Here is a 21,407-nt window from a genome sequence, read left to right as displayed (position 1 = left end):
GCGACCCCAAAACTTTCGCGACTGCTTCGCAGCCGAGCGGGAGCAAGCTCCCTCGCCACAAAAGCTCCCCACAAAAGCTTCCCACAATAAATCGTCCTTACTCCAGCGGCATCACCGTGACCCGCACTTCCGGATCATGGCTCCCTCCTCCCAGAATCACCCCGCGCAACGGTGATACATCGGAAAAATCCCGGCCCCAGGCCAGGGTGATGTGTTCCAGTGCCGGTTGCACATTGTTCGTCGGATCGAAATCCACCCAACCCAGCACCGGGCAATACACCGAAACCCAGGCGTGGGACGCATCGGCGCCGATCAGCCGTGGCTGCCCCGGTGGCGGCTGCGTCAGCAGATAGCCGCTGATGTAGCGCGCAGCCAAGCCTCGCGAGCGCACGCACGCAAGCATCAAGTGCGCGAAGTCCTGACACACCCCGCGCCGCCGCTCCAGCACTTCGACCAGTGGCGTCGCCACTTGGGTGGCTTCAGCATCGAAGGTGAATTCCGTGAAAATCTTCTGCATCAACGCCTGCACGCCAAGCATCAGCGGTCGTCCTGCAGGAAAACAGCTTTCTGAAAACTCGACGAAGCTGCGCTTCAGATGAACATAGGGCGATTGAAAACGATAACGGCAGGCCTCGAGCACTTCGACGGACAACGGCTGGCTGCTGTAAGTCAGCGAATTGCGCGTCAGCTCCCACGCCGGGGACAGGTTGAAATCCGGCGTTGGCCGTGCCAGCACCTCCACCGTAAGCCGCGCGTTGACCTGCAATTCATCATGCGGCCGTTCGAAAGCCAGCCGCGTCAGCGGATTGCCGAACACGTCCAGCTCATCCCGGCGTGCGGAGGGCTGGGGGCTGATCAGCAGTTGTTGTTCAGTGCAGCGCTGCCACGCGCACTCACGCGGCCACAGGTGCGCCAATTGCTGAGCGAGGGACACCGGGCTGTCGTAGTGGTAGCAGGTGTCGTGGAGGATCTGGTAATGCGCGCTCATCAGACGGACACCGTGCGTTGGCTGACATCATCGACATGCGCGAAATGACGCAGCGCCAGTCGATCAGAGACTTGGCCGCTGGCATCGGCGATTTCCTGCAACAGATCCGCCAGACCATCGAGTGCCGCACGTACGCTGGTTTCGCCGAACAAAGGATTCTCCAGGCAACCCAAATCAAAATGCGCCAGACGCTCGACCAATTCCGGCAATACCGCTTCCCGCGGTGCAGCGAAATCCTGGTTCAAACGCTTGACGGTGCGCGTCACCAGTTTCAGCTGGAACAGCACCGCATGCGGGTTCTGCTCGTCGAGCAGTAGCAGGTCGAGCACTGGAATCAACTGCGCCACCGCCAGATAGCGCGAGCGGTATGTGATGCTGCTGTTGCCCAGTTCCAGCAACCACTCAAGCCCGGCCTGATCAAACGCCCCGGCACCGCGCAGGAATCCGGCCAGACTGCTGCTGAGAAACTGCAGCCGTTCAATCCGCCGGCCGATCATCAAAAAACGCCAGCCTTCGTCACGGGTCATGTCGTCCAGAGCAAAACCGGACAGCGCCGCCAGCGACATTACCAAGCGGTTGAGGAAATCCAGCAGTTCGCCGAAGTCTGGATCGTCGGTTTCCAGCTCCATGGCTTCGCGCTGCAACTCGACCAGTGCCTGCCAGTTTTCCCGCGAGAGCTTGCCGCGTACCTGCGAAGCCGCCCACTGCAAACGTTGCAGGTTGGAGCGCAGGCTGAACGACCAGTCATCACCGAGCAGCGCCGCGAGCAAGCGCTCCGGCAGTTCGCCTTCTTCGGGCAGCAGCATCAGCCGTTCGCCGAGTTCCACCGCTGCTTGCAGGGCCAATGGATCATCGCCGTCAACGTAGCGTGCGAGCATGATGCGCAACAGCCGCGCACTGTCGTCACAGCGCTCACAGTAACGGCCGAACCAGAACAGGTTCTCCACCACCCGCGACGGCAAATACGGATCGCGCCGCACCAGATCATGCACACCGATATTGCGCTGGGCCTTCCACTGTTCGCCGCTGGGAGGTCGGTCACCCAGCACCCAGGTGTCCTTGCTCGCGCCGCCGCGCTGCATCGACACCACTTCGGCATCGGCGTCAGCGGCAACCCGGGTCAGGCCTCCGGGCAACACCCGGTAGCCGTCACGACTGGCCACCGCATACATGCGCATGCCGATAGCCCGAGGTTGTAGTTGATCGTCCTCGGGCTGCCAGATGGGCGCATGAGACAGCTGAGCCAATTCTTGCGCGACATAAGCGTAAGGCCGTGCACGCATGCGCTCGGCGAGCTCTTGGCGCTGGTTTTCGCTCAGATCCCGGCCAAACACAGGAGCGAAGCTTTGCGAGGGGAATGCCGGTTTGATCAGCAACTCCGGCAATTTTTCCAACGCTTGGGCCAACACCGGCGGCTCGCCACACCACCAGGTCGCAATGGACGGCAGGATGAGTTCCTCGCCGAACAGGTATTGATTGATCTTCGGCAGAAACCCCAGCAGCCCCGGCGATTCCAGCACGCCGCTGCCCAGCGCGTTGGCCACCAGCACCCGCCGCTGACGCACCGCTTCGAGCAGACCGGGCACGCCCAGTGCCGAATCCGTGCGAAGCTCCAGCGGGTCGCAGAAATCATCGTCGAGCCGGCGCATGATTGCGTGCACCCGACGCAGTCCACTGAGGGTTTTCAGATAAACCGTGGCATTGCGCACCGTCAGGTCGCCGCCCTCGACCAGCGGATAGCCGAGCTGGCGCGCCAGATACAGGTGTTCGAAATAGCTTTCGTTGAAACGCCCCGGCGTCAACAGCACGATCAGCGGCGCTTCATCGTCGCTCGGCGCCTGCCGCGTCAGCGTCTCCTGCAAGGTCCGAAAGAATCCGGCCAGATGCTGCACTTTCAGATCGCGATACAGCTCGGGAAACGCCCGTGACACGATGGTGCGGTTTTCCAGCGCATAACCGGCACCGGACGGCGCCTGGGTACGATCCGCCGTCACCCACCAACGACCGTCCGGCGTACGCGCCAGATCTACCGCGTACAAATGCAGAAAGGCCCCATCCGGCGGCGTAATGCCCTGACAGGGCCAGAGAAAGTTGTTGTGCCCGAACACCAGCTCCGCCGGCAGCAAACCTTCGCTGATCAGCTTCTGTGGCCCATACAGATCCGCCAACACTGCGTTGAGCAGCCGCGCACGCTGGGCGATCCCCGCCGACAACTGGTGCCACTCATCCGCCGCGATCACATGCGGCAGCAGATCCAGTTCCCAAGGTCGGTCGGCGCCTTTGGGGTCGGCATACACGTTGTAGGTGACGCCGTTTTCCTGAATCTGCCGCGCCAGCAATGCCTGACGCTGCACCAGTTGCGCCGGGGTACTGCGCTGCAATTGGTCGAACAGCCGCCGCCAGTGCGGGCGCACGGCTCCGCTGTCGTCGAGCAGTTCGTGATAAGTGCCCGCGGTCAGCGGGTAGCGGTCAAGCAGGTCAGGCATGGAAAGCTCGGCAGCCAGCAGGGAACGGTCAGACTAACGCAGGCACATGACACCCGGATATACGAAAAATCCGGGCGTCGTGTACGACTTAGAAACGTCGTAAATCGAGCGTCATCGGTAGCTCGTCAGTAGTTTCCAGAATCGGTACAGGAAGTTTTCCCGGCGTGTGTCCGATGCGGAAGAAACGCGCCATGCGTCGGCTCTCGGCTTCGTTGGCATTCACTGGCAGCGTCTCGTAATTGCGGCCGCCCGGATGGGCGACGTGGTACTGGCAGCCACCCAGCGAACGCTGCATCCAGGTATCGAGCAGGTCGAACACCAGCGGCGCATGCACCGGGATAGTCGGTTGCAGGCAGTTGGCCGGTTGCCAGGCGCGAAAACGCACACCAGCCACGAACTCGCCAACGCGCCCGGTCGGTTGCAGAGGCACCGCAATACCGTTGCAGGTCAGCAGGTAACGTTGCGGCGGCAAACCGTTGAGCTTGACCTGCAAACGCTCCAGCGACGAATCGACGTAACGGACCGTGCCGCCAACCGCGCCCTCCTCGCCCAGCACATGCCAGGGTTCCAGCGCTTGGCGCAGCTCCAGTTCGATGCCATTGACGGCGTAATCACCGACCTTGGGAAAGCGAAACTCCAGATGCGCGGCAAACCATTCGGCGCGCAGTGGATAACCGGCAGTATTGAGTTCGACGATGACGTCGGCGAAGTCCTGCTCGATGAAGTGCGGCAGCAGGAATCGGTCGTGCAGTTCAGTGCCCCAGCGCGCGAGCTTCGGCGGTGCATAAGGCTCACGCCAGAAGCGCGCCACCAGCGCTCGCAGCAACAGTTGCTGCGCCAGACTCATGCGCGCATGCGGCGGCATTTCGAACGCGCGCAACTCCAGCAGACCGAGACGCCCGGTCGCACCGTCCGGTGAATAGAGTTTGTCGATGCAGAATTCGGCGCGATGGGTATTGCCGGTGACGTCGATCAGCAAATTGCGCAGCAGCCGATCCACCAGCCACGGCGCGCACTCCTCACCCGGTTCGGGCATCTGCGCAAAAGCGATTTCCAGCTCATACAACGCGTCATTACGCGCCTCATCCACGCGAGGCGCCTGCGAAGTCGGGCCGATGAACAGCCCGGAAAACAGGTAGGACAACGAAGGATGGTTGTGCCAGTAACTGATCAGGCTGCGCAACAGATCGGGACGCCGCAGAAACGGTGAGTCAGCCGATGTTGCGCCGCCGAGGACGAAATGGTTGCCGCCGCCCGTGCCGGTGTGGCGGCCGTCGATCATGAACTTCTCGGTGGTCAGCCGGGTTTGTCGAGCTTCTTCGTAGAGAAATTCGGTGCGCTCGACCAACTCGTCCCAGGTCGCGGACGGCTGCACGTTGACCTCGATCACGCCCGGATCCGGGGTGATACGGAAGTTGCTCAGCCGCGGATCGCTCGGCGGCTCGTAACCCTCCAGCAGCACCGGGCAGCGCAGTTCTTCAGCGGTGGCTTCGATGGCCGCCACCAGTTCCAGGTAATCCTCAGCCTGCTCCAGCGGCGGCATGAACAAATACAACCGGCCTTCGCGCGCCTCGGCGCAGAATGCCGTGCGGGTCAGCCAGTCGGCGGATTCGTCGATCTTTGGCACGCGTTCGTCAGCCGTGGCCGATGCGCCGTGGCTGGCGAGTTGCGCAGTGTCGGGCAGCGGCGGGAAATCCTGATTTGGATCGTTCGGATGGATGAACGGATATTCGGCCGCTTTTACCCATGGCTGCGAAGCCAGTGGCAGGCGATAGCCGAGTGCCGAATCCCCGGGCACCAGCCGGCAATGTTCGTCACGCAGGTACCAGCGACCGCTCTGCCACTGATCACCCTTGGCGGTGCGCGCTAATGGCAGGACTTGGCCGATCACCTTGTCGAGGCCTTGGCTGAATACCTTGCGCAGCCGCGCACGCTCCAGCGGCTCCTCCAGGCGTGAGTCCTCGGCGCTGACGTTGCTCGGCAACGCCCCCTCACGCCAGAGGTAATAGAAGTTGTCTTCATAGGCTGGAAACACGAATCGCGCCGGCAGCTTCAAACGCTCGGCGACACTCGCCAGAAAGCGTCCGGCCAGAGCGCCATCGGCGCCGTAGTCCTGCTGCTCGTCGGCAATCAATGCGCTGTTGTGCCAGATCGGAACCCCGTCGCGGCGCCAATAGCAATTGAGCGACCAGCGCGGCAGTTGCTCGCCCGGATACCATTTGCCCTGACCGAAATGCACCAAGCCATTGGGCGCGTAGTGTTTGCGCAGACGCTGAAACAATTCGGCGGAAAGTTTGCGCTTGTCCGCGCCAAGGGCGGCGGTGTTCCATTCGGCGCCGTCGGGGTCGTCGATGGACACGAAGGTCGGTTCACCGCCCATGGTCAGGCGCACATCGCCTTCCAGCAGGTCGGCGTCAATCTGCCGGCCCAGCGTTTGAATCGCCAGCCATTGTTCATCGGTATAGGGCTTGGTGACGCGCGGGGCTTCCCATAGCCGCTCCACCGACATTTCGTGAGTGAATTGCGTCTCGCACGGTTCGACCAAACCACTGATCGGCGCCGCCGACGATGGATCGGGACTGCAGGCCAACGGGATATGCCCTTCACCGGCGAACAGCCCGGACGTGGCATCGAGACCGATCCACCCTGCTCCCGGCAAATACACTTCGCACCAGGCATGCAGATCGGTGAAATCCACTTCGGTGCCGGACGGCCCGTCGAGGCTTTTCACATCTGCCGTCAGTTGAATCAGGTAACCGGAGACGAAACGCGCGGCCAGTCCGAGATTGCGCAGCAGTTGCACCAGCAGCCATGCCGAGTCGCGGCAGGAACCGGAGGCGTGTTCGAGGGTGTGTTCCGGGGTTTGCACGCCCGGCTCCATGCGGATCAGGTAGCTGATGTCTTCGCTCAGACGCTGATTCAGCGCGACGAGGAAATCCACGGCTGGCAGCGGCGTGCGGTCGATCCTGTCGAGGTAGGCCTTGAATGCCGGGGTCAGCGGCAGGGTTTCGAGGTACGGCGCCAGCTCTTTGCGCTCATCGGCGGCGTAATCGAAGGGGATTTTCTCGGCGTAGGGTTCGAGGAAGAAGTCGAACGGGTTGAACACGGCCATTTCCGCGAGCAGGTCGACTTCGATGCGCAGCTCGTCGGTCTTCTCGGGGAACACCAGCCGCGCAAGGTAGTTGCCCTGCGGGTCTTGCTGCCAGTTGATGAAGTGCTGCTCGGGCGAGACTTTCAGCGAATACGACAGAATCCGCGTGCGACTGTGGGCGGCCGGGCGCAGGCGAACGATCTGCGGACCGAGCTCGACAGCGCGGTCGTAGCGGTAATGCGTGACGTGATGCAATGCGACATGAATCGACACGGCGTGCCTCCTGCGAGCCTAAGCGTATTGGAAAGCGCGCAAGAGTTATGCCATGCACAGGCCTGGGCGCTTTTCCGGAAATGCTCAGGGCAGTACAGCACCAAAAACGGGCGATGCGAGGAATTGCTTGGTCACAGTTGCACGCAAATGTTGCGAGCAGTTGTTCATGCGTTGCCTGATCCGACGCCATCGCTGGCAAGCCAGCTCCCACAGGGATCTTCAGTGGCCACAGTTTTGTGAACGACAGATAACCCTGTGGGAGCTGGCTTGCCAGCGATGAGGCCGATGGATTCAGCACAACTCTTGAACCCGGAAACGCAAAACGCCAACCCGAAGGTTGGCGTTCTGTTCACGTCACGAGCGATTTAGCGTGGCACTACAGGCTTGCGTGCCGGTTTCGGCCCTTTGCCCTTCGCTGCATCCTTGCGATCCTTGGCCGCTTGCTGATTGCGGGCAAATGCCGCGGCCTTGGCCTGTTCGCGCTTGTCCCACGAATTACCGCCATCACTGGCACGCGGTGGCAAACCGGTGTGCTGGGTGAGGATCTTGGTGGTCTTCTCACCCGCAACCTTGTGGCTGCCAGCCGGCGTCGAGTTCTTGCGACGGGCGCTCTGGTAGCTGTCAGTCGCCGGTTGATGTGCCGGGATCAACTGGGTCTTGCCCGGCCCGATCAGGTCGGAACGGCCCATGCGGATCAGCGCTTCACGCAGCATCGGCCAGCCTTTCGGATCGTGATAACGCAGGAACGCCTTGTGCAGACGACGCTGCTCTTCGCTCTTGACGATGGTCACGCTGTCGCTCTTGTAGCTGACCTTGCGCAGCGGATTCTTGCCCGAGTGGTACATCGCGGTGGCGGTGGCCATCGGCGAAGGATAAAACGCCTGCACCTGGTCAGCACGGAAGCCGTTGCCTTTGAGCCAAAGAGCCAGGTTCATCATGTCTTCGTCGGTGGTGCCCGGGTGCGCGGCGATGAAGTACGGAATCAGGTACTGCTCTTTGCCGGCTTCCTTGGTGTACTTCTCGAACATGCGCTTGAACTTGTCATAGCTGCCGATGCCCGGTTTCATCATCTGGTTGAGCGGACCTTCCTCGGTGTGTTCCGGGGCGATCTTCAGGTAACCACCGACGTGGTGGGTCACCAGCTCTTTGACGTACTCCGGCGACTCGACCGCGAGGTCGTAGCGCAGGCCGGAGGCGATCAGGATTTTCTTCACACCCGGCAAGGCACGGGCGCTGCGGTACAGCTGAATCAGCGACGAGTGGTCGGTGTTCAGGTTCGGGCAGATGCCGGGGAATACGCAGGACGGCTTGCGGCACGCGGATTCGATTTCCGGGCTCTTGCAGGCAATGCGGTACATGTTCGCGGTCGGGCCGCCGAGGTCGGAGATGACACCGGTGAAGCCTGGAACCTTGTCGCGGATCTCTTCGATCTCGCGAATGATCGACTCTTCGGACCGGTTCTGGATGATCCGGCCTTCATGCTCGGTAATCGAGCAGAAGGTACAGCCGCCGAAGCAGCCACGCATGATGTTCACCGAGAAACGGATCATGTCGTAGGCGGGGATCTTTTCCTTGCCGTAAGCAGGGTGCGGAACCCGTGCGTAAGGCATGCCGAACACGTAGTCCATTTCTTCAGTGGTCATCGGAATCGGCGGCGGGTTAAACCAGACGTCGACTTCGCCGTGCTTCTGCACCAGCGCGCGGGCGTTACCCGGGTTGGTTTCGAGATGGAGTACGCGGTTGGCGTGAGCGTAGAGCACCGCATCGCCACGGACTTTTTCCATCGACGGCAGACGGATCACCGTCTTGTCGCGAGTCATGCGCGGGCTGGCCAGGATCTGTACGACCTTGGCTTCCTGCGGGTCTTCAACCGGGCCCTTCTCCTGCTCGATTGCGCAAGCCTGAGTGTCTTGGGTATTGACGTACGGGTTGATGATCTTGTCGACCTTGCCCGGACGGTCGATGCGCGTCGAATCGACTTCGTACCAGCCCGCCGGCGTGTCACGACGGATGAACGCGGTGCCGCGCACGTCGGTGATGTCTTCGATCTTGTGACCGTAGGACAGACGCTGGGCGACTTCGACAATTGCCCGCTCGGCGTTGCCGTACAGCAGGATGTCGGCGCAGGCGTCGATCAGGATCGAGTTACGCACGCGATCCTGCCAGTAATCGTAGTGCGCGATGCGGCGCAGGGAAGCTTCGATGCCGCCGAGCACGATCGGTACGTTTTTGTAGGCTTCCTTGCAGCGCTGGCTGTAGACCAGGCTGGCGCGATCCGGACGTTTGCCGGCCATACCGCCGGGGGTATAGGCGTCGTCGGAACGGATTTTCTTGTCGGCGGTGTAGCGGTTGATCATCGAATCCATGTTGCCGGCCGCGACGCCGAAGAACAGGTTCGGCTCGCCGAGCTTCATGAAGTCGTCTTTGGACTGCCAGTTCGGCTGGGCAATGATCCCGACGCGAAAGCCTTGCGACTCCAGCAGCCGGCCGATGATTGCCATGCCGAACGACGGATGATCGACGTAGGCATCTCCGGTAACAATGATGATGTCGCAGGAATCCCAGCCAAGCTGATCCATCTCCTCCCTGCTCATCGGCAGGAATGGCGCTGGGCCGAAACATTCGGCCCAGTATTTTGGATAGTCAAATAACGGCTTGGCTGTTTGCATGTCGACGACCGGTGTTGAGATGAAAAATCGCGGGCGCGGAATATAGCACAAAAATTAACCAATTCCGACGGCAATGGTCGGTTTCTCTTTGCCCCCGCCCAACTCCACCCAGTCGCTGCAAAACCGGCAATGAAGCCGAACGCTCGTCAGTCTCTTTTCGACGGATGCGCCTACACACAAGGATGAACAAACATGCCATTGAAACCGCCTGTCAGGGGCAGTACCCACGTCGAGGTGCACACACCGCCCCTCCGCCCCGGGAATGAAACCCCGCCGCGCATCGGCGCGCCGGGCCATTTCGAACCTGACACTTCGATTTTCAGCCCCGGACAAAAACCGCGCGGACACAACAAAGGACCGGCCGACACCGACCTGGATGCAATCCTCCCGGAGTCATCGCTGACCATCAACGAACTGTCGCCCTCCGAGATTGAATCCAGGCCACTGCGCCGCCCGCTGGAGGACTACCGGGTTCCCAACGCCAATCACCTGCCGGCGGCGGATGCTCAGGGCCTGCGCAGCTTCAAGAGTCGCCTGTTCGTCGACGGCTACGATGGCAGCACCCTGCACGTAGGTCGCGATCCTGAGAGCGGTCTGTACCGGGCCAAACTGCAGAGTGAACAGAACGCCTCCGGGCCTGATCTGCTGCGTGACCCGGAAACCGGCCTCTGGCATCCACTGCAACAGCTGGAAGCGATGACCTTCACGCTATCGGCTAGCCGCCTCCAGGACTACCGCACGGCGCTGGACTTCGGCGCCGCGCAACCTGACAGTGCCGGGCTCTATCACTTCGAAAAGCGCGTGTATGCGGTCATCGAGGATCAGGCCTATCAGGTCATGCATGATCTCGATGCGTCATCGCCCGAGCTGGCCGTGATGCGCATCGTCCGGCCCGCGGACCCCGTCGCCAGTGACGAAAATAACCGTTACGTCGCCACGCGACCGGGCAAATCGGAGCCGGTGTTTTTCAACCGGCAGATCGGCTGGACCGGCCTGATTGTTGGCGGTGCGGGCGGGATGTTCAGCGGCCAGGAGCGCTCCTGGCGCAGGCAACTGGGCGCCGCGGTGAATCAACATCTGCGCAGTGCGCAAAGCCGCGCTCGCAAACTGTTTCCAGCAATGGACCAGGCCGGGATCGAAGTGTTTATTCAATCGCTCGGGGGCGACGTTGCAGCAGGGCTGACCCGCCGGGAAACCCAACTGGGAACCCTCAAGCAGGAGCTGAAAACCTGGAGCCAGCAAACCGCCGCTGCATCTCCCGGGACTTGGGCCAAGGACGTGTCCGCAGAAATCCTGCGTGGCTGGCGCCGGGAAACCGGGACCACGCTTACGCTGCCAGAGGCAGGCGGAGCCTTGCCGGCATTGAAAGCGGATTTCGAGCATATCGAGTCTCTGAATTTGCGGGCGATCGAGTGGTCCGACACTGCCACAGCCTTCCTCGGCAATTTCTCCGCGCTGAATCATCTGAGCATCGTGCGCTCCACTCTGGGAGAAGTCCCCGCTGCGATCCTGGGGATGCACAATCTGACCACGCTGGACCTGCACGCCAATCGCATCAAGATCAACGCTGAAGGCGTCGCTCGACTCAGCGCGCCCACCCGGCTCGAACAACTTGATCTGTCGCACAATAAATTGGGCGTTGCGCCCGACCTGCAAGGCATGTCCGCACTGAAAGTGCTTAACCTGAGCAACACCGCCATCGAGCAGTGGCCCACGGGGTTGCAGACCCGCACAGGTCTGAAAATCCTCGATTTGCGCAACAACCGCTTGCGTGCGGTGCCACCGGCCTACCTGAACCCGCCAGCCGAGCAGCTCGAGGCGGTCGCGAAGATCAACGGCGTCACACTGCTGGACGGCAATCCGTTCCCTGCCGATTACTGGCAGCACTTCGACGCGTACTGGCAACGCCTGCATCTAGAGCGTCCGGACTTGCTGGCACTCGCCACGCCCGGCGCTTTCGATAGCGCAAACCCTAAAGTCGAGCGCTACCGGCTTATGTTCCCGGACAAAACCTTGCCAGAGGCCCGGCAATTCATCAGGGCGCTCGGCGCCGGGGCCGAGCCTGAGCTGGTGCGCCTGGAACGCGAATATCAGGTTCTGGAGGATCAATTGGCTGCATGGTCGTTTTCTGGTGGCGGCGCGCAGCAGCGTTACGTTCGCGCCAACCAGATGCGCCTGGACCAGAGCGAAGTGGGCGATCGCTATGAAGCACGGCGCCGGATCTTTCAGTGCTGGCGCCGTGAAACGCCGCAGAAACTGGCAAACGACGGCACGCCCATAGGGCTGATGCTCGATCTGAGCGGCCTGACCCTGCCAAGCCTGCCGGACCTGGATGTTGATTTCAGCCATGTGGGTGCACTGAAACTCAACAACATGAACTTGAGCGCGTCTCCCGAAGGCTTCCTGTCGGGTTTTCGCCATGTTCGCTGGCTGGACCTGTCGAACAATCAACTGCGCGACCTGCCCCCCGCCATCGGCGAGATGCACGCAATGACGCGTCTGTTTCTGCAAAACAACCAGATCATGCTCACCCCGGACACGGCGCGGATCCTTTCCGAGCGGGTGACGCTGCGAGCGTTGATGCTGGAAAAAAACCCGTTGGGCATCGCCCCGGATTTCAGCCTGATCAGCGATATGCGTTCGCTGAATTTAGCCAATACGCGGATCGACGCCTGGCCGAACGGGCTGGCCGAGCAACCTTCGCTCGACCTGATCAATCTGGCCGGCAATCGGATCACGACAATTCCCGACTCAGTCATTGCGCCGACAGATTCCCGGTTGGCGCAGATGACGCGCATCAACGACGTGACCAACCTGAGCGACAATCCGTTGTCCGATGCGACGGTGGAGCAAGTGCAGCACTATGCCGAACGATTGAACAGGCACGCACTGACCGAACCCGGTCGCCCCAATCGCCTGGTCGCCACCGCGCACTCTCGGACCAATCGCAGACAGGCCAACAACCTGGCGGACTCGCCGTTCAAACGCTGGTCGGAAGGTTTGTCAGAAGAGCAGACAACGATCCGACGCGTGCAGTGGCAGGTTTTGAAGGCGCATCAAGGCTCGGACCCGTTCTTCGAAATTCTCAACCGCCTCAAGCATGGCGGTGCCGGCCATACCGATCAGCAACGCCGGGTCTGGGATGTGCTGGATACCATGAGCGAAAACAGTCCCGAGTCCGAGCGCCTGCGCGACGATCTGTTCAACCGCGCAGGGGAACCTGCCTGCTGTGACCGCGCGGCATTCTCTTTCGGCAATCTTGAAGTCCTGTCCATGGCGTACAAGGCACGGACTCAAGCGCTGGACCAGTCTCAGGGCCAACAGTTGGCAGACTTCTCCCGACGCCTGTTCCGCTTGCATGAAGTCGACAAGTTCGCATCTCTCGACATCCAGAACAGCGAAGCCATCTTGCGTGATCCGCACACCTCTGCGGCAGACAGGCATCTGCATAGCCTGCGTCTCTCAGAGGAGGTCGAGATCAGACTGGCTTATCGTTTTGGCCTGAAGGCGCGGCTTGATTTGCCGGGACAGCCCGAGCAAACCAGCTTCACCCACATGGGCAAGGTCGATCAGGACAAACTGGACAACGCCCATGACACGGTCAAGGCGCTGGATAATTCGCCGCAAGAGCGTGAAGCGTTGCTGTCCCGGGAATTCTGGAAGGACTATCTGACGAATAAACATCGTCAGCAATTCGAGGATCAACGTGCGCCGTTTCAGGATCGACTGGCCGACCTGCATGACAGCTTCGTCGATCGGCAGTTGACCGAGATCGAGTACAAAGCGAAAAGCGAAGACTTGCAGGCTCAGTTGGCGATAGAAGAGGCGGCGCTGATGCAGACCCTGACGATTCAGGAGCTCGACGCCCCTGCCGCTGGCGACACCATCAATCCACCGAACTAAGGGTTACCGGGAAAGGGCCTGGCGGTTTTCACCGGCCAGCCCTTACTCGTCGTCGTCGAAGTTGTAGCTACCCGGCGCGAGGTTTTCAAAGCGTGTGTATTTGCCGATGAACGCCAGGCGGATAAAGCCGATCGGGCCGTTCCGCTGCTTGCCGATGATGATTTCGGCGATGCCTTTGTGTTCGGTTTCCGGGTGATACACTTCGTCCCGGTACACAAACATGATGACGTCAGCATCCTGCTCGATGGCTCCTGATTCCCGGAGGTCGGAGTTGATCGGACGTTTGTTCGGTCGCTGTTCCAGGGAACGGTTGAGCTGGGACAGTGCGACCACCGGGCAGTTGAATTCCTTGGCCAGGGCTTTCAGGGAACGCGAGATCTCGGAAATCTCGTTGGTCCGGTTATCACCGCCGGAACCCGGAATCTGCATCAGTTGCAGGTAGTCGATCATGATCAGGCCAATGTCACCGTGCTCGCGCGCCAGACGCCGGGTACGCGCACGCATTTCCGACGGGCTGATGCCAGCAGTGTCATCGATGAACAGCTTGCGATCGTTGAGCAGGTTGACCGCCGAGGTCAGGCGCGGCCAGTCATCGTCCTCCAACTGACCGGAACGCACCTTGGTCTGATCGATACGCCCAAGCGATGAGAGCATACGCATGATCAGCGATTCGCCTGGCATCTCGAGGGAGTACACCAGCACTGCCTTGTCGCTGCGCAGTACGGCGTTTTCCACCAGGTTCATGGCGAAGGTGGTTTTACCCATCGATGGACGACCAGCGACGATGATCAGGTCGGACGGTTGCAGGCCGCTGGTCTTCTCGTCGAGGTCGGTGTAGCCGGTGGACAGGCCGGTGATCGCGTTGTCAGTGTTGAACAGGGTGTCGATACGGTCGATGGCCTTGGTCAACAGGTCGTTCACGCTTACCGGGCCGCCGGTTTTTGGCCGGGCCTCGGCAATTGCGAAGATCTGGCGTTCGGCTTCGTCGAGGATTTCCTCGGCGGTGCGGCCTTCCGGGTTGAAAGCGCTGTCGGCGATCTCGGTGCTGATGCCGATCAGTTGGCGCAACGTCGCACGCTGGCGAACAATCTGCGCATAGGCCTTGATGTTGGCGACGGACGGCGTGTTCTTTGCCAGTTCGCCAAGGTAACCGAGGCCACCGACCTGCGAGGTCTGACCTTCCTTGTCCAATTGCTCGGCAAGGGTCACGACGTCGATCGGCGAGTTCTGATCGGCCAGTTTGGCGATCGCACGGAAGATCAGACGGTGGTCATGTCGGTAGAAATCGCCGTCGGAGACTTGATCAAGCACGCGTTCCCAGGCGTTGTTGTCCAGCATCAGACCACCGAGCACAGCCTGTTCGGCCTCGATGGAATGCGGAGGCACCTTCAGGGCAGCGGTTTGCAGATCATATTGCTCGGGAGCGGAGATTTCGTTCATGGCCACTTGTATGTTTGGTAAAAGCAGGGAGTACAGAAAGACAAAGGGCACGACCTGTAAACAGGATCGTGCCCGATGTTAACCGTCTGACGGGCAAGCCGCCAGCCGATCAGGTGTTGCTTAAGCTGCTACCACGACAACGCGTACGGTGGCTTCAACTTCAGCGTGCAGGTGCACGGCTACGTCGAATTCGCCTACGTTGCGGATGGTGCCGTTCGGCAGACGAACTTCGCTTTTCGCAACTTCAACGCCGGAGGCGGTCAGTGCGTCAGCAATGTCGTGAGTACCGATCGAACCGAACAGCTTGCCTTCGTCGCCAGCGGTGGCAGTGATAGTCACTTCCAGCTCGGCCAGTTGGGCAGCACGGCTTTCAGCCGATGCTTTACGGTCTGCTGCTGCTTTTTCCAGCTCGGCACGACGCTCTTCGAACGCAGCGATGTTCGCTGGGGTCGCGGCGGTAGCCTTGCCGTATGGCAGCAGGTAGTTACGGCCGTAACCGGCCTTAACGTTTACTTTGTCACCCAGGTTGCCCAGGTTGGTGACTTTTTCCAGAAGGATCAGTTGCATGTGAAAATCCTCTAACTTTTAACCTTCACCGTTCGCGCTGTCGGTGTCTTTCGACACGTGACGACCGCGAAAATCAATCAGGCTGTCGACAATGGCCAAGACCACGAGCAACGGATAGACCAGCTGCATGAACAGCAACAGCGTGACGTACAACCCCACCAGCCAGAATCCGGCCAGTCGCTTTTGCGCCACCAGCCCATGAATCAGGGCCAGCCCGGCGAACACCAGCGGTACACTGCACAACGGCGTCAACATAGCCATCTGTGCACCGAGATTCGGGCCCAGAAGCATCAACGCCAGCAGTAACATCGCCGGCCCCAGCGGGATTCGAATGGCGCGAAACTCGCGACCAAAACCACCCGGGTTGTACAACAACGCCTGCCAGTAACGCCCGACAATCAGGCTCACAACGCTGAGGATCTGCAACAAGGCCGCAATCAGTCCGGTCAGGACGGGTGCAATCAGCGATGCGAAACGCGCTTGCTCGTCTACCGACAATTGTTGGTAAGACTCGCCGAGAAGCGCTGGCATGACCTTTATCAAGGCCTGCGCGAGCATCTCGATCTGGGGCGCGAAAACCGCCCCGAGCACCACTGCAAACACCAATCCCATGGCTACGCTGACCAGCAGCGTGCGGACCCAGGACTCGCTTGCGCGCAATACCAACGCAAGCCCCGAAGAACCCAGCAGCACCAGAAGTGCCCGTGGGTCATCGGCATACAACCACCAGACCAATGCTGGCAGCAGTCCCAGCAACAGAACGCCGAGGGCGTCTGTCAATCCGCGCCGCAAAAGCACGAAGCTTCCAGCGGCAGCACCCAACCAATACAACAACGGCAATGTCGCACATCCAGCCACTACGAGAGTGGCCTGCATGCGGCCGCGCATGATGAACTCAGCTAAGGCACGCATACATTCTATCCTTTGCTACTTGTCGACTGCCCGGTCTCAGCGGCCGTGGCTGTCGGTGTAGGCCAGCAGGGCCAGGAAGCGGGCGCGCTTGATAGCGGTGGCCAGCTGACGCTGATAACGAGCTTTGGTACCGGTGATGCGGCTTGGAACGATTTTGCCGGTCTCGGATACGTAGGCTTTCAGAGTGTTGAGATCTTTGTAATCGATCTCCTTCACGTCTTCAGCGGTGAAGCGGCAGAATTTACGACGACGGAAGAAACGTGCCATTTGATAGGCTCCTTAAAAGGTCCGTGGATTACTCGTCAGCGTTATCGCTGTTGTCGCTGTCATCACGATCAGCGCTATCAGCGCCTTCGTGGTCTTCAGGACGGTCGCGACGCTCACGGCGCTCACTGCGGTTTTCTTCAGCCTTGAGCATCTCGGACTGGCCAGTAACGGCGTCGTCGCGACGGATGACCAGGTTACGGATCACTGCATCGTTGTAGCGGAAGTTGTCTTCCAGCTCGGCCAGAGCCTTGCCAGTGCATTCAACGTTCAGCATCACGTAGTGAGCCTTGTGAACATTGTTGATTGCATAGGCCAGTTGACGACGGCCCCAATCTTCCAGACGGTGGATTTTGCCGCCGTCTTCTTCGATCAGCTTGGTGTAACGCTCTACCATGCCGCCGACTTGCTCGCTTTGATCCGGGTGGACCAAAAAGATGATTTCGTAATGACGCATGAATGCTCCTTACGGGTTGTAGCCTGCCGCTCAAAAACGGTCAGACAAGGAGTGAATGACACTTATGGACTTGCTGGCGCGGGGCACATGCGTGCCTGCCGTCACAGCAAGGGGCGCAATTGTAGAGAAGGGACTGCGGAGGTGCAAGGCAATTGGTGATTATTTGAACAACCCCCAACTCATGCCACACCACAAACCACTGTGGGAGCGAGCTTGCTCGCGAATGCGGTTTGTCAGGCAACATTTATGTCGACTGACACTCCGCTTTCGCGAGCAAGCTCGCTCCCACACTTGAATCGTGTACGGCTCAGGACTTCTTGGCAGAAGCCTTGCCTTTGACACTGCGCTGGCGCTGCGCTTCGAACAGGCACACACCGGTTGCCACGGACACGTTGAGACTGCTCACGCTACCGGCCATTGGCAGGTTCACCAGATAGTCGCAATGTTCGCGGGTCAGGCGGCGCATGCCTTTGCCTTCAGCGCCCATGATCAGAATGGTCGGGCCAGTCAGATCCTGGTCGTAGATGCTGACTTCAGCTTCGCCGGCCGTACCGACCACCCACAGACCACGCTGCTGAAGTTTCTCCAGCGTGCGCGCAAGGTTGGTCACTGCCACCAACGGAATCACTTCCGCAGCGCCGCAGGCTACTTTACGCACGACCGGCGTCAGGGTTGCCGACTTGTCTTTGGGCACGATCACCGCCAGCGCACCGGCAGCATCTGCCGAACGCAGGCAGGCGCCGAGGTTGTGCGGATCGGTCACGCCGTCGAGCACCAGCAACAGTGGCGCGCCGTCGGTGCGATCGAGCAATTCGTCGAGCATCGCCTCGCCCCAGACCTGGCTCGGACTGACGTCCGCGACTACGCCCTGGTGCACGCCTTCAACCCAGGCGTCCATTTCGCGGCGCTCGGCCTGACCGACCTGGACGCGGTTTTCGTTGGCCAGCTCGATCAGCGTCTGCACCCGCGGATCGTTGCGGCTTTCAGCCAGCCAGATCTGCTTGACGCGTTTAGGGTGATGACGCAGCAACGCTTCTACTGCGTGCACACCGTAGATTTTTTCCAGCTGACTCATGACTTGGCCTTAGGTTTACGCGCCCCGCCACTTTTGGCTGGAGCAGAACCCGCTTTTGGCGGGCCTTTACGGTGCTTGCTCGGTTTGGCTGGCTTGCCGCCGGAGTCCTTTTCAGGCGCCGACCGTCCGGTCTTTCCCCCGGACGCCGCTTTACCACCGTTTTTGGCATCGGCCAGCAAGGCCTGCTTCATTTCACGGCTTTTGCGCAGCTCGGCGTTTTTCGCCACGGCGTCGCTAGGGCGATACGCTTCAGAAGCCTTTTCCTTGGCGGGACGGCGGCCAGCGGTTTTTGCCGGAGCCGGTTCTGCCGCGGTTTTGCCAGCAGTTTTACCCGCAGTCCTGGCAGCAGGCGCAGCAGTTTCGGCGCCACGTTTCTTGCGACCGATCGGCGCGCTGATGGTTTTTTCGGCCATCTCGAAGTCGATCTTGCGCTCGTCGAGATCGACGCGCATCACGCGCACTTCAACCGTGTCACCCAGACGGAAGCTGCGACCGGTGCGCTCGCCCGCCAGGCGGTGATGCACAGGATCGAAATGGTAGTAATCACCCGGCAGCGCGGTGACATGCACCAGGCCTTCGACGTAGATATCGGTCAGCTCGACGAACAGGCCAAAACCGGTCACGGCGGTGATCACACCCGGGAACGACTCGCCCACGCGATCTTTCATGAACTCGCACTTGAGCCAGTTCACTACGTCGCGGGTCGCTTCGTCGGCACGGCGCTCGCTCATCGAGCACTGCTCGCCGAGCTGCTCCAGAGCCGCTTCGTCGTACGGATAAATGCGCGCCTTCGGAATGGTCATCGCACCGGCACGGCGAACGTGCGGGGTGTCCTGTTTCGAATGGATCACGCTGCGGATCGCGCGGTGCGTGAGCAAGTCCGGGTAACGACGGATCGGCGAGGTGAAGTGGGTATAGGCTTCGTAGTTCAGGCCGAAGTGGCCCTGATTGTCAGCGCTGTACACCGCCTGACTCAGCGAACGCAGCATCACGGTCTGGATCAGATGGAAATCCGGACGATCCTTGATGCTCGCCAACAATGCCTGGTAATCCTTCGGCGACGGGCCATCCTTGCCTTTATGCAGGGACAGGCCGAGCTCGCCGAGGAACGCGCGCAGTTTTTCCAGACGCTCCGGCGGCGGACCGTTGTGAACGCGATACAACGCGGGTATTTCGTGTTTCTTCAGGAATTCAGCGGTGGCCACGTTGGCCGCCAGCATGCATTCCTCGATCAGTTTGTGCGCATCGTTACGAACGGTCGGACGGATCTCGGCGATCTTGCGCTCGGTGCCGAAGATGATCCGGGTTTCCTGCGTTTCGAAATCGATCGCGCCGCGCACGTGACGAGCGGCCAGCAACACCTTGTACAGCGAGTACAGCTGCTTGAGGTGCGGCAGAACGTCGTTGTACTCACCCCGAAGCTGACGCGCCTCGGTGAGTTTCGGCGTTTCCAGCATGGCACTGACCTTGTTGTAGGTCAGGCGAGCGTGGGAGTGAATCACCGCTTCGTAGAAGCAGTAGTCGGTCATTTCGCCGGATTTGGAGATGGTCATCTCGCAAACCATGGCCAGACGATCAACGTGCGGATTCAGCGAGCACAGGCCGTTGGACAGTTGCTCAGGCAGCATCGGAATCACGCGCTCGGGGAAGTACACCGAGTTGCCGCGAACCTGAGATTCGTTGTCCAGCGCCGAACCGATCTTCACGTAGCTGGAGACGTCGGCAATCGCCACGTACAACTTCCAGCCGCCGGAGAACAGGCGCAACTTGCCCGGTTTGGCTTCGCAATAAACGGCGTCATCGAAGTCGCGAGCATCTTCACCGTCGATGGTCACGAACGGCAGATGGCGCAGATCGACGCGCTTCTCTTTGTCTTTCTCTTCGACTTCCGGCTTGAGCTTGGCGGCTTCTTTCAAGACCGCTTCAGGCCAGACGTGCGGGATATCGTACGCGCGCAGGGCAACATCGATTTCCATGCCCGGGGCCATGTAGTTGCCCACGATTTCAACCACATCGCCTTGCGGCTGGAAGCGTGGCGTCGGCCAGTGGGTGATCTTGACTTCGACGAACTGACCGATCTGCGCGTTGGCATTACGGCCCGGGGTGACCAGCACTTCTTGCTGAATCTTCGGGTTGTCCGCAAGCACGAAGCCGATGCCGCCTTCTTCGAAGTAGCGACCAACGATGGTTTCGTGAGCACGCGAAACCACTTCAACGATCACGCCTTCGCGGCGACCGCGACGGTCCAGACCGGAAACCCGCGCCAGCGCACGGTCACCGTCGAACACCAGACGCATCTGGCCCGGGCTCATGAACAGATCGTCGGAACCATCGTCCGGCACCAGGAAGCCGAAGCCGTCACGGTGACCGCTGATGCGGCCAAGGATCAGGTCGAGCTTGTCCACCGGCGCATACGTGCCACGGCGGGTGTAGATCAACTGAGCGTCGCGCTCCATGGCGCGCAGACGGCGGCGCAGGGCTTCGACCTGGTCTTCTGTGGTCAGACCAAACTCTTCGACCAGTTGCTCGCGGGCAGCAGGCGAACCCCGATCGGCGAGATGCGCCAGGATCAGTTCGCGGCTAGGAATAGGGTTTTCGTATTTTTCCGCTTCACGAGCGGCCTCGGGATCGAGGGACTGCCAATCGGCCATTAGAGAGTTTTCACCTTGTCTATATGCGGGTTAGTTTGGCATAGGCGCCATGAAACGGGAAATTTCAGGCTATAAAGGCCCATCTAAAGGCTTGTATCGACCTTTGAAAGGCGATTTCAACGCCGCTGGTAAAAAAAATCAATTATTTTCCCGACGGGGGTTTACAGTTAAAAAGGTGCTCCGTATAGTGCGCGCCATCGACGACGCAGACGCGCTGCCGATACTGCCCAGATGGTGAAATTGGTAGACACGCCAGCTTCAGGTGCTGGTGACCGCAAGGTCGTGGAAGTTCGAGTCTTCTTCTGGGCACCAATTTCGAGTTTGAGACTAGATCAGTTTCAAGACTCACACAAAACCCGCGAAAGCGGGTTTTTGCATTCTAAGCCCGTACTTTCTTAAAACTGATTTATTAAAACCAAATCAGGGGTTTACAGATCAAAAGACGCTCCGTATAGTGCGCCACATCAACAGCGGCAACGCTTGCGATGAATGCCCAGATGGTGAAATTGGTAGACACGCCAGCTTCAGGTGCTGGTGACCGCAAGGTCGTGGAAGTTCGAGTCTTCTTCTGGGCACCAATTCAAATTCATGGTTACGACCCTGAATTTCACAAAAACCCGCGAAAGCGGGT

Annotated in this window: 12 protein-coding genes and 2 tRNA genes; 3 read left to right on the top strand and 11 right to left on the bottom strand. The window is 60.2% G+C overall.

The features are described from left to right. Window positions 1-97: 97 nt before the first annotated feature. From ACP7EE_RS02405 to ACP7EE_RS02390, 4 genes are all read right to left on the bottom strand, one after another. Complete coding sequence (locus ACP7EE_RS02405; protein ID WP_426233224.1) at window positions 98-988, bottom strand: transglutaminase family protein; 891 nt, start codon at window positions 986-988, stop codon at window positions 98-100. After that, window positions 988-3,474: a circularly permuted type 2 ATP-grasp protein gene (locus ACP7EE_RS02400; RefSeq protein ID WP_426233222.1), complete on the bottom strand. Its 2,487-nt coding sequence runs from the start codon at window positions 3,472-3,474 to the stop codon at window positions 988-990. The genes ACP7EE_RS02405 and ACP7EE_RS02400 overlap by 1 nt, the downstream gene beginning before the upstream one ends. 88 nt (window positions 3,475-3,562) lie before the next feature. Then, window positions 3,563-6,838, bottom strand: a complete 3,276-nt coding sequence (locus ACP7EE_RS02395) for a DUF2126 domain-containing protein (protein ID WP_426233220.1) — start codon at window positions 6,836-6,838, stop codon at window positions 3,563-3,565. 365 nt (window positions 6,839-7,203) lie between these two features. Then, window positions 7,204-9,507 carry a YgiQ family radical SAM protein gene (locus ACP7EE_RS02390; protein WP_426206602.1) on the bottom strand — a complete coding sequence of 768 codons (2,304 nt, stop codon included), beginning with the start codon at window positions 9,505-9,507 and terminating at the stop codon, window positions 7,204-7,206. A 192-nt stretch (window positions 9,508-9,699) separates the two neighbouring features. Between ACP7EE_RS02390 and ACP7EE_RS02385 the strand changes: the two genes are divergently transcribed. Further along, window positions 9,700-13,410 (top strand): NEL-type E3 ubiquitin ligase domain-containing protein, encoded by a 3,711-nt coding sequence (locus ACP7EE_RS02385; RefSeq protein WP_426233218.1) that lies wholly within the window; start codon window positions 9,700-9,702, stop codon window positions 13,408-13,410. A gap of 42 nt (window positions 13,411-13,452) precedes the next feature. Here the strand turns inward: ACP7EE_RS02385 and dnaB are convergent, their stop codons facing one another. From dnaB to rnr, 7 genes are all read right to left on the bottom strand, one after another. Continuing rightward, complete coding sequence (dnaB, locus tag ACP7EE_RS02380; RefSeq protein WP_420647025.1) at window positions 13,453-14,850, bottom strand: replicative DNA helicase; 1,398 nt, start codon at window positions 14,848-14,850, stop codon at window positions 13,453-13,455. Between the two features lie 120 nt (window positions 14,851-14,970). Next, complete coding sequence (rplI, locus tag ACP7EE_RS02375; RefSeq protein WP_008078307.1) at window positions 14,971-15,417, bottom strand: 50S ribosomal protein L9; 447 nt, start codon at window positions 15,415-15,417, stop codon at window positions 14,971-14,973. Between the two features lie 18 nt (window positions 15,418-15,435). Beyond that, window positions 15,436-16,329 (bottom strand): hypothetical protein, encoded by an 894-nt coding sequence (locus ACP7EE_RS02370; protein ID WP_420647024.1) that lies wholly within the window; start codon window positions 16,327-16,329, stop codon window positions 15,436-15,438. A 36-nt stretch (window positions 16,330-16,365) separates the two neighbouring features. Further along, window positions 16,366-16,596 (bottom strand): 30S ribosomal protein S18, encoded by a 231-nt coding sequence (gene rpsR / locus ACP7EE_RS02365; RefSeq protein WP_002551829.1) that lies wholly within the window; start codon window positions 16,594-16,596, stop codon window positions 16,366-16,368. A 28-nt stretch (window positions 16,597-16,624) separates the two neighbouring features. Then, window positions 16,625-17,050 carry a 30S ribosomal protein S6 gene (gene rpsF / locus ACP7EE_RS02360; RefSeq protein ID WP_426233216.1) on the bottom strand — a complete coding sequence of 142 codons (426 nt, stop codon included), beginning with the start codon at window positions 17,048-17,050 and terminating at the stop codon, window positions 16,625-16,627. A 307-nt stretch (window positions 17,051-17,357) separates the two neighbouring features. Further along, entirely contained in the window at window positions 17,358-18,125 is a 768-nt protein-coding gene (gene rlmB, locus ACP7EE_RS02355) for a 23S rRNA (guanosine(2251)-2'-O)-methyltransferase RlmB (RefSeq protein ID WP_426233214.1), read from the bottom strand. After that, window positions 18,122-20,776, bottom strand: coding sequence for a ribonuclease R (gene rnr / locus ACP7EE_RS02350; RefSeq protein WP_420647021.1), 2,655 nt, complete (start codon window positions 20,774-20,776; stop codon window positions 18,122-18,124). Before rnr ends, rlmB begins: the two co-directional genes overlap by 4 nt. 225 nt (window positions 20,777-21,001) lie before the next feature. Between rnr and ACP7EE_RS02345 the strand changes: the two genes are divergently transcribed. Continuing rightward, a tRNA-Leu gene (locus ACP7EE_RS02345) sits at window positions 21,002-21,088 on the top strand. A 179-nt stretch (window positions 21,089-21,267) separates the two neighbouring features. Continuing rightward, window positions 21,268-21,354 (top strand) — tRNA-Leu (locus ACP7EE_RS02340). The last annotated feature ends 53 nt before the right edge of the window (window positions 21,355-21,407 follow it).

The organism is Pseudomonas sp. TWP3-2 (assembly GCF_049897765.1).
Lineage (GTDB): Bacteria > Pseudomonadota > Gammaproteobacteria > Pseudomonadales > Pseudomonadaceae > Aquipseudomonas.
This window is presented reverse-complemented; position numbering and strand designations above follow the sequence as displayed.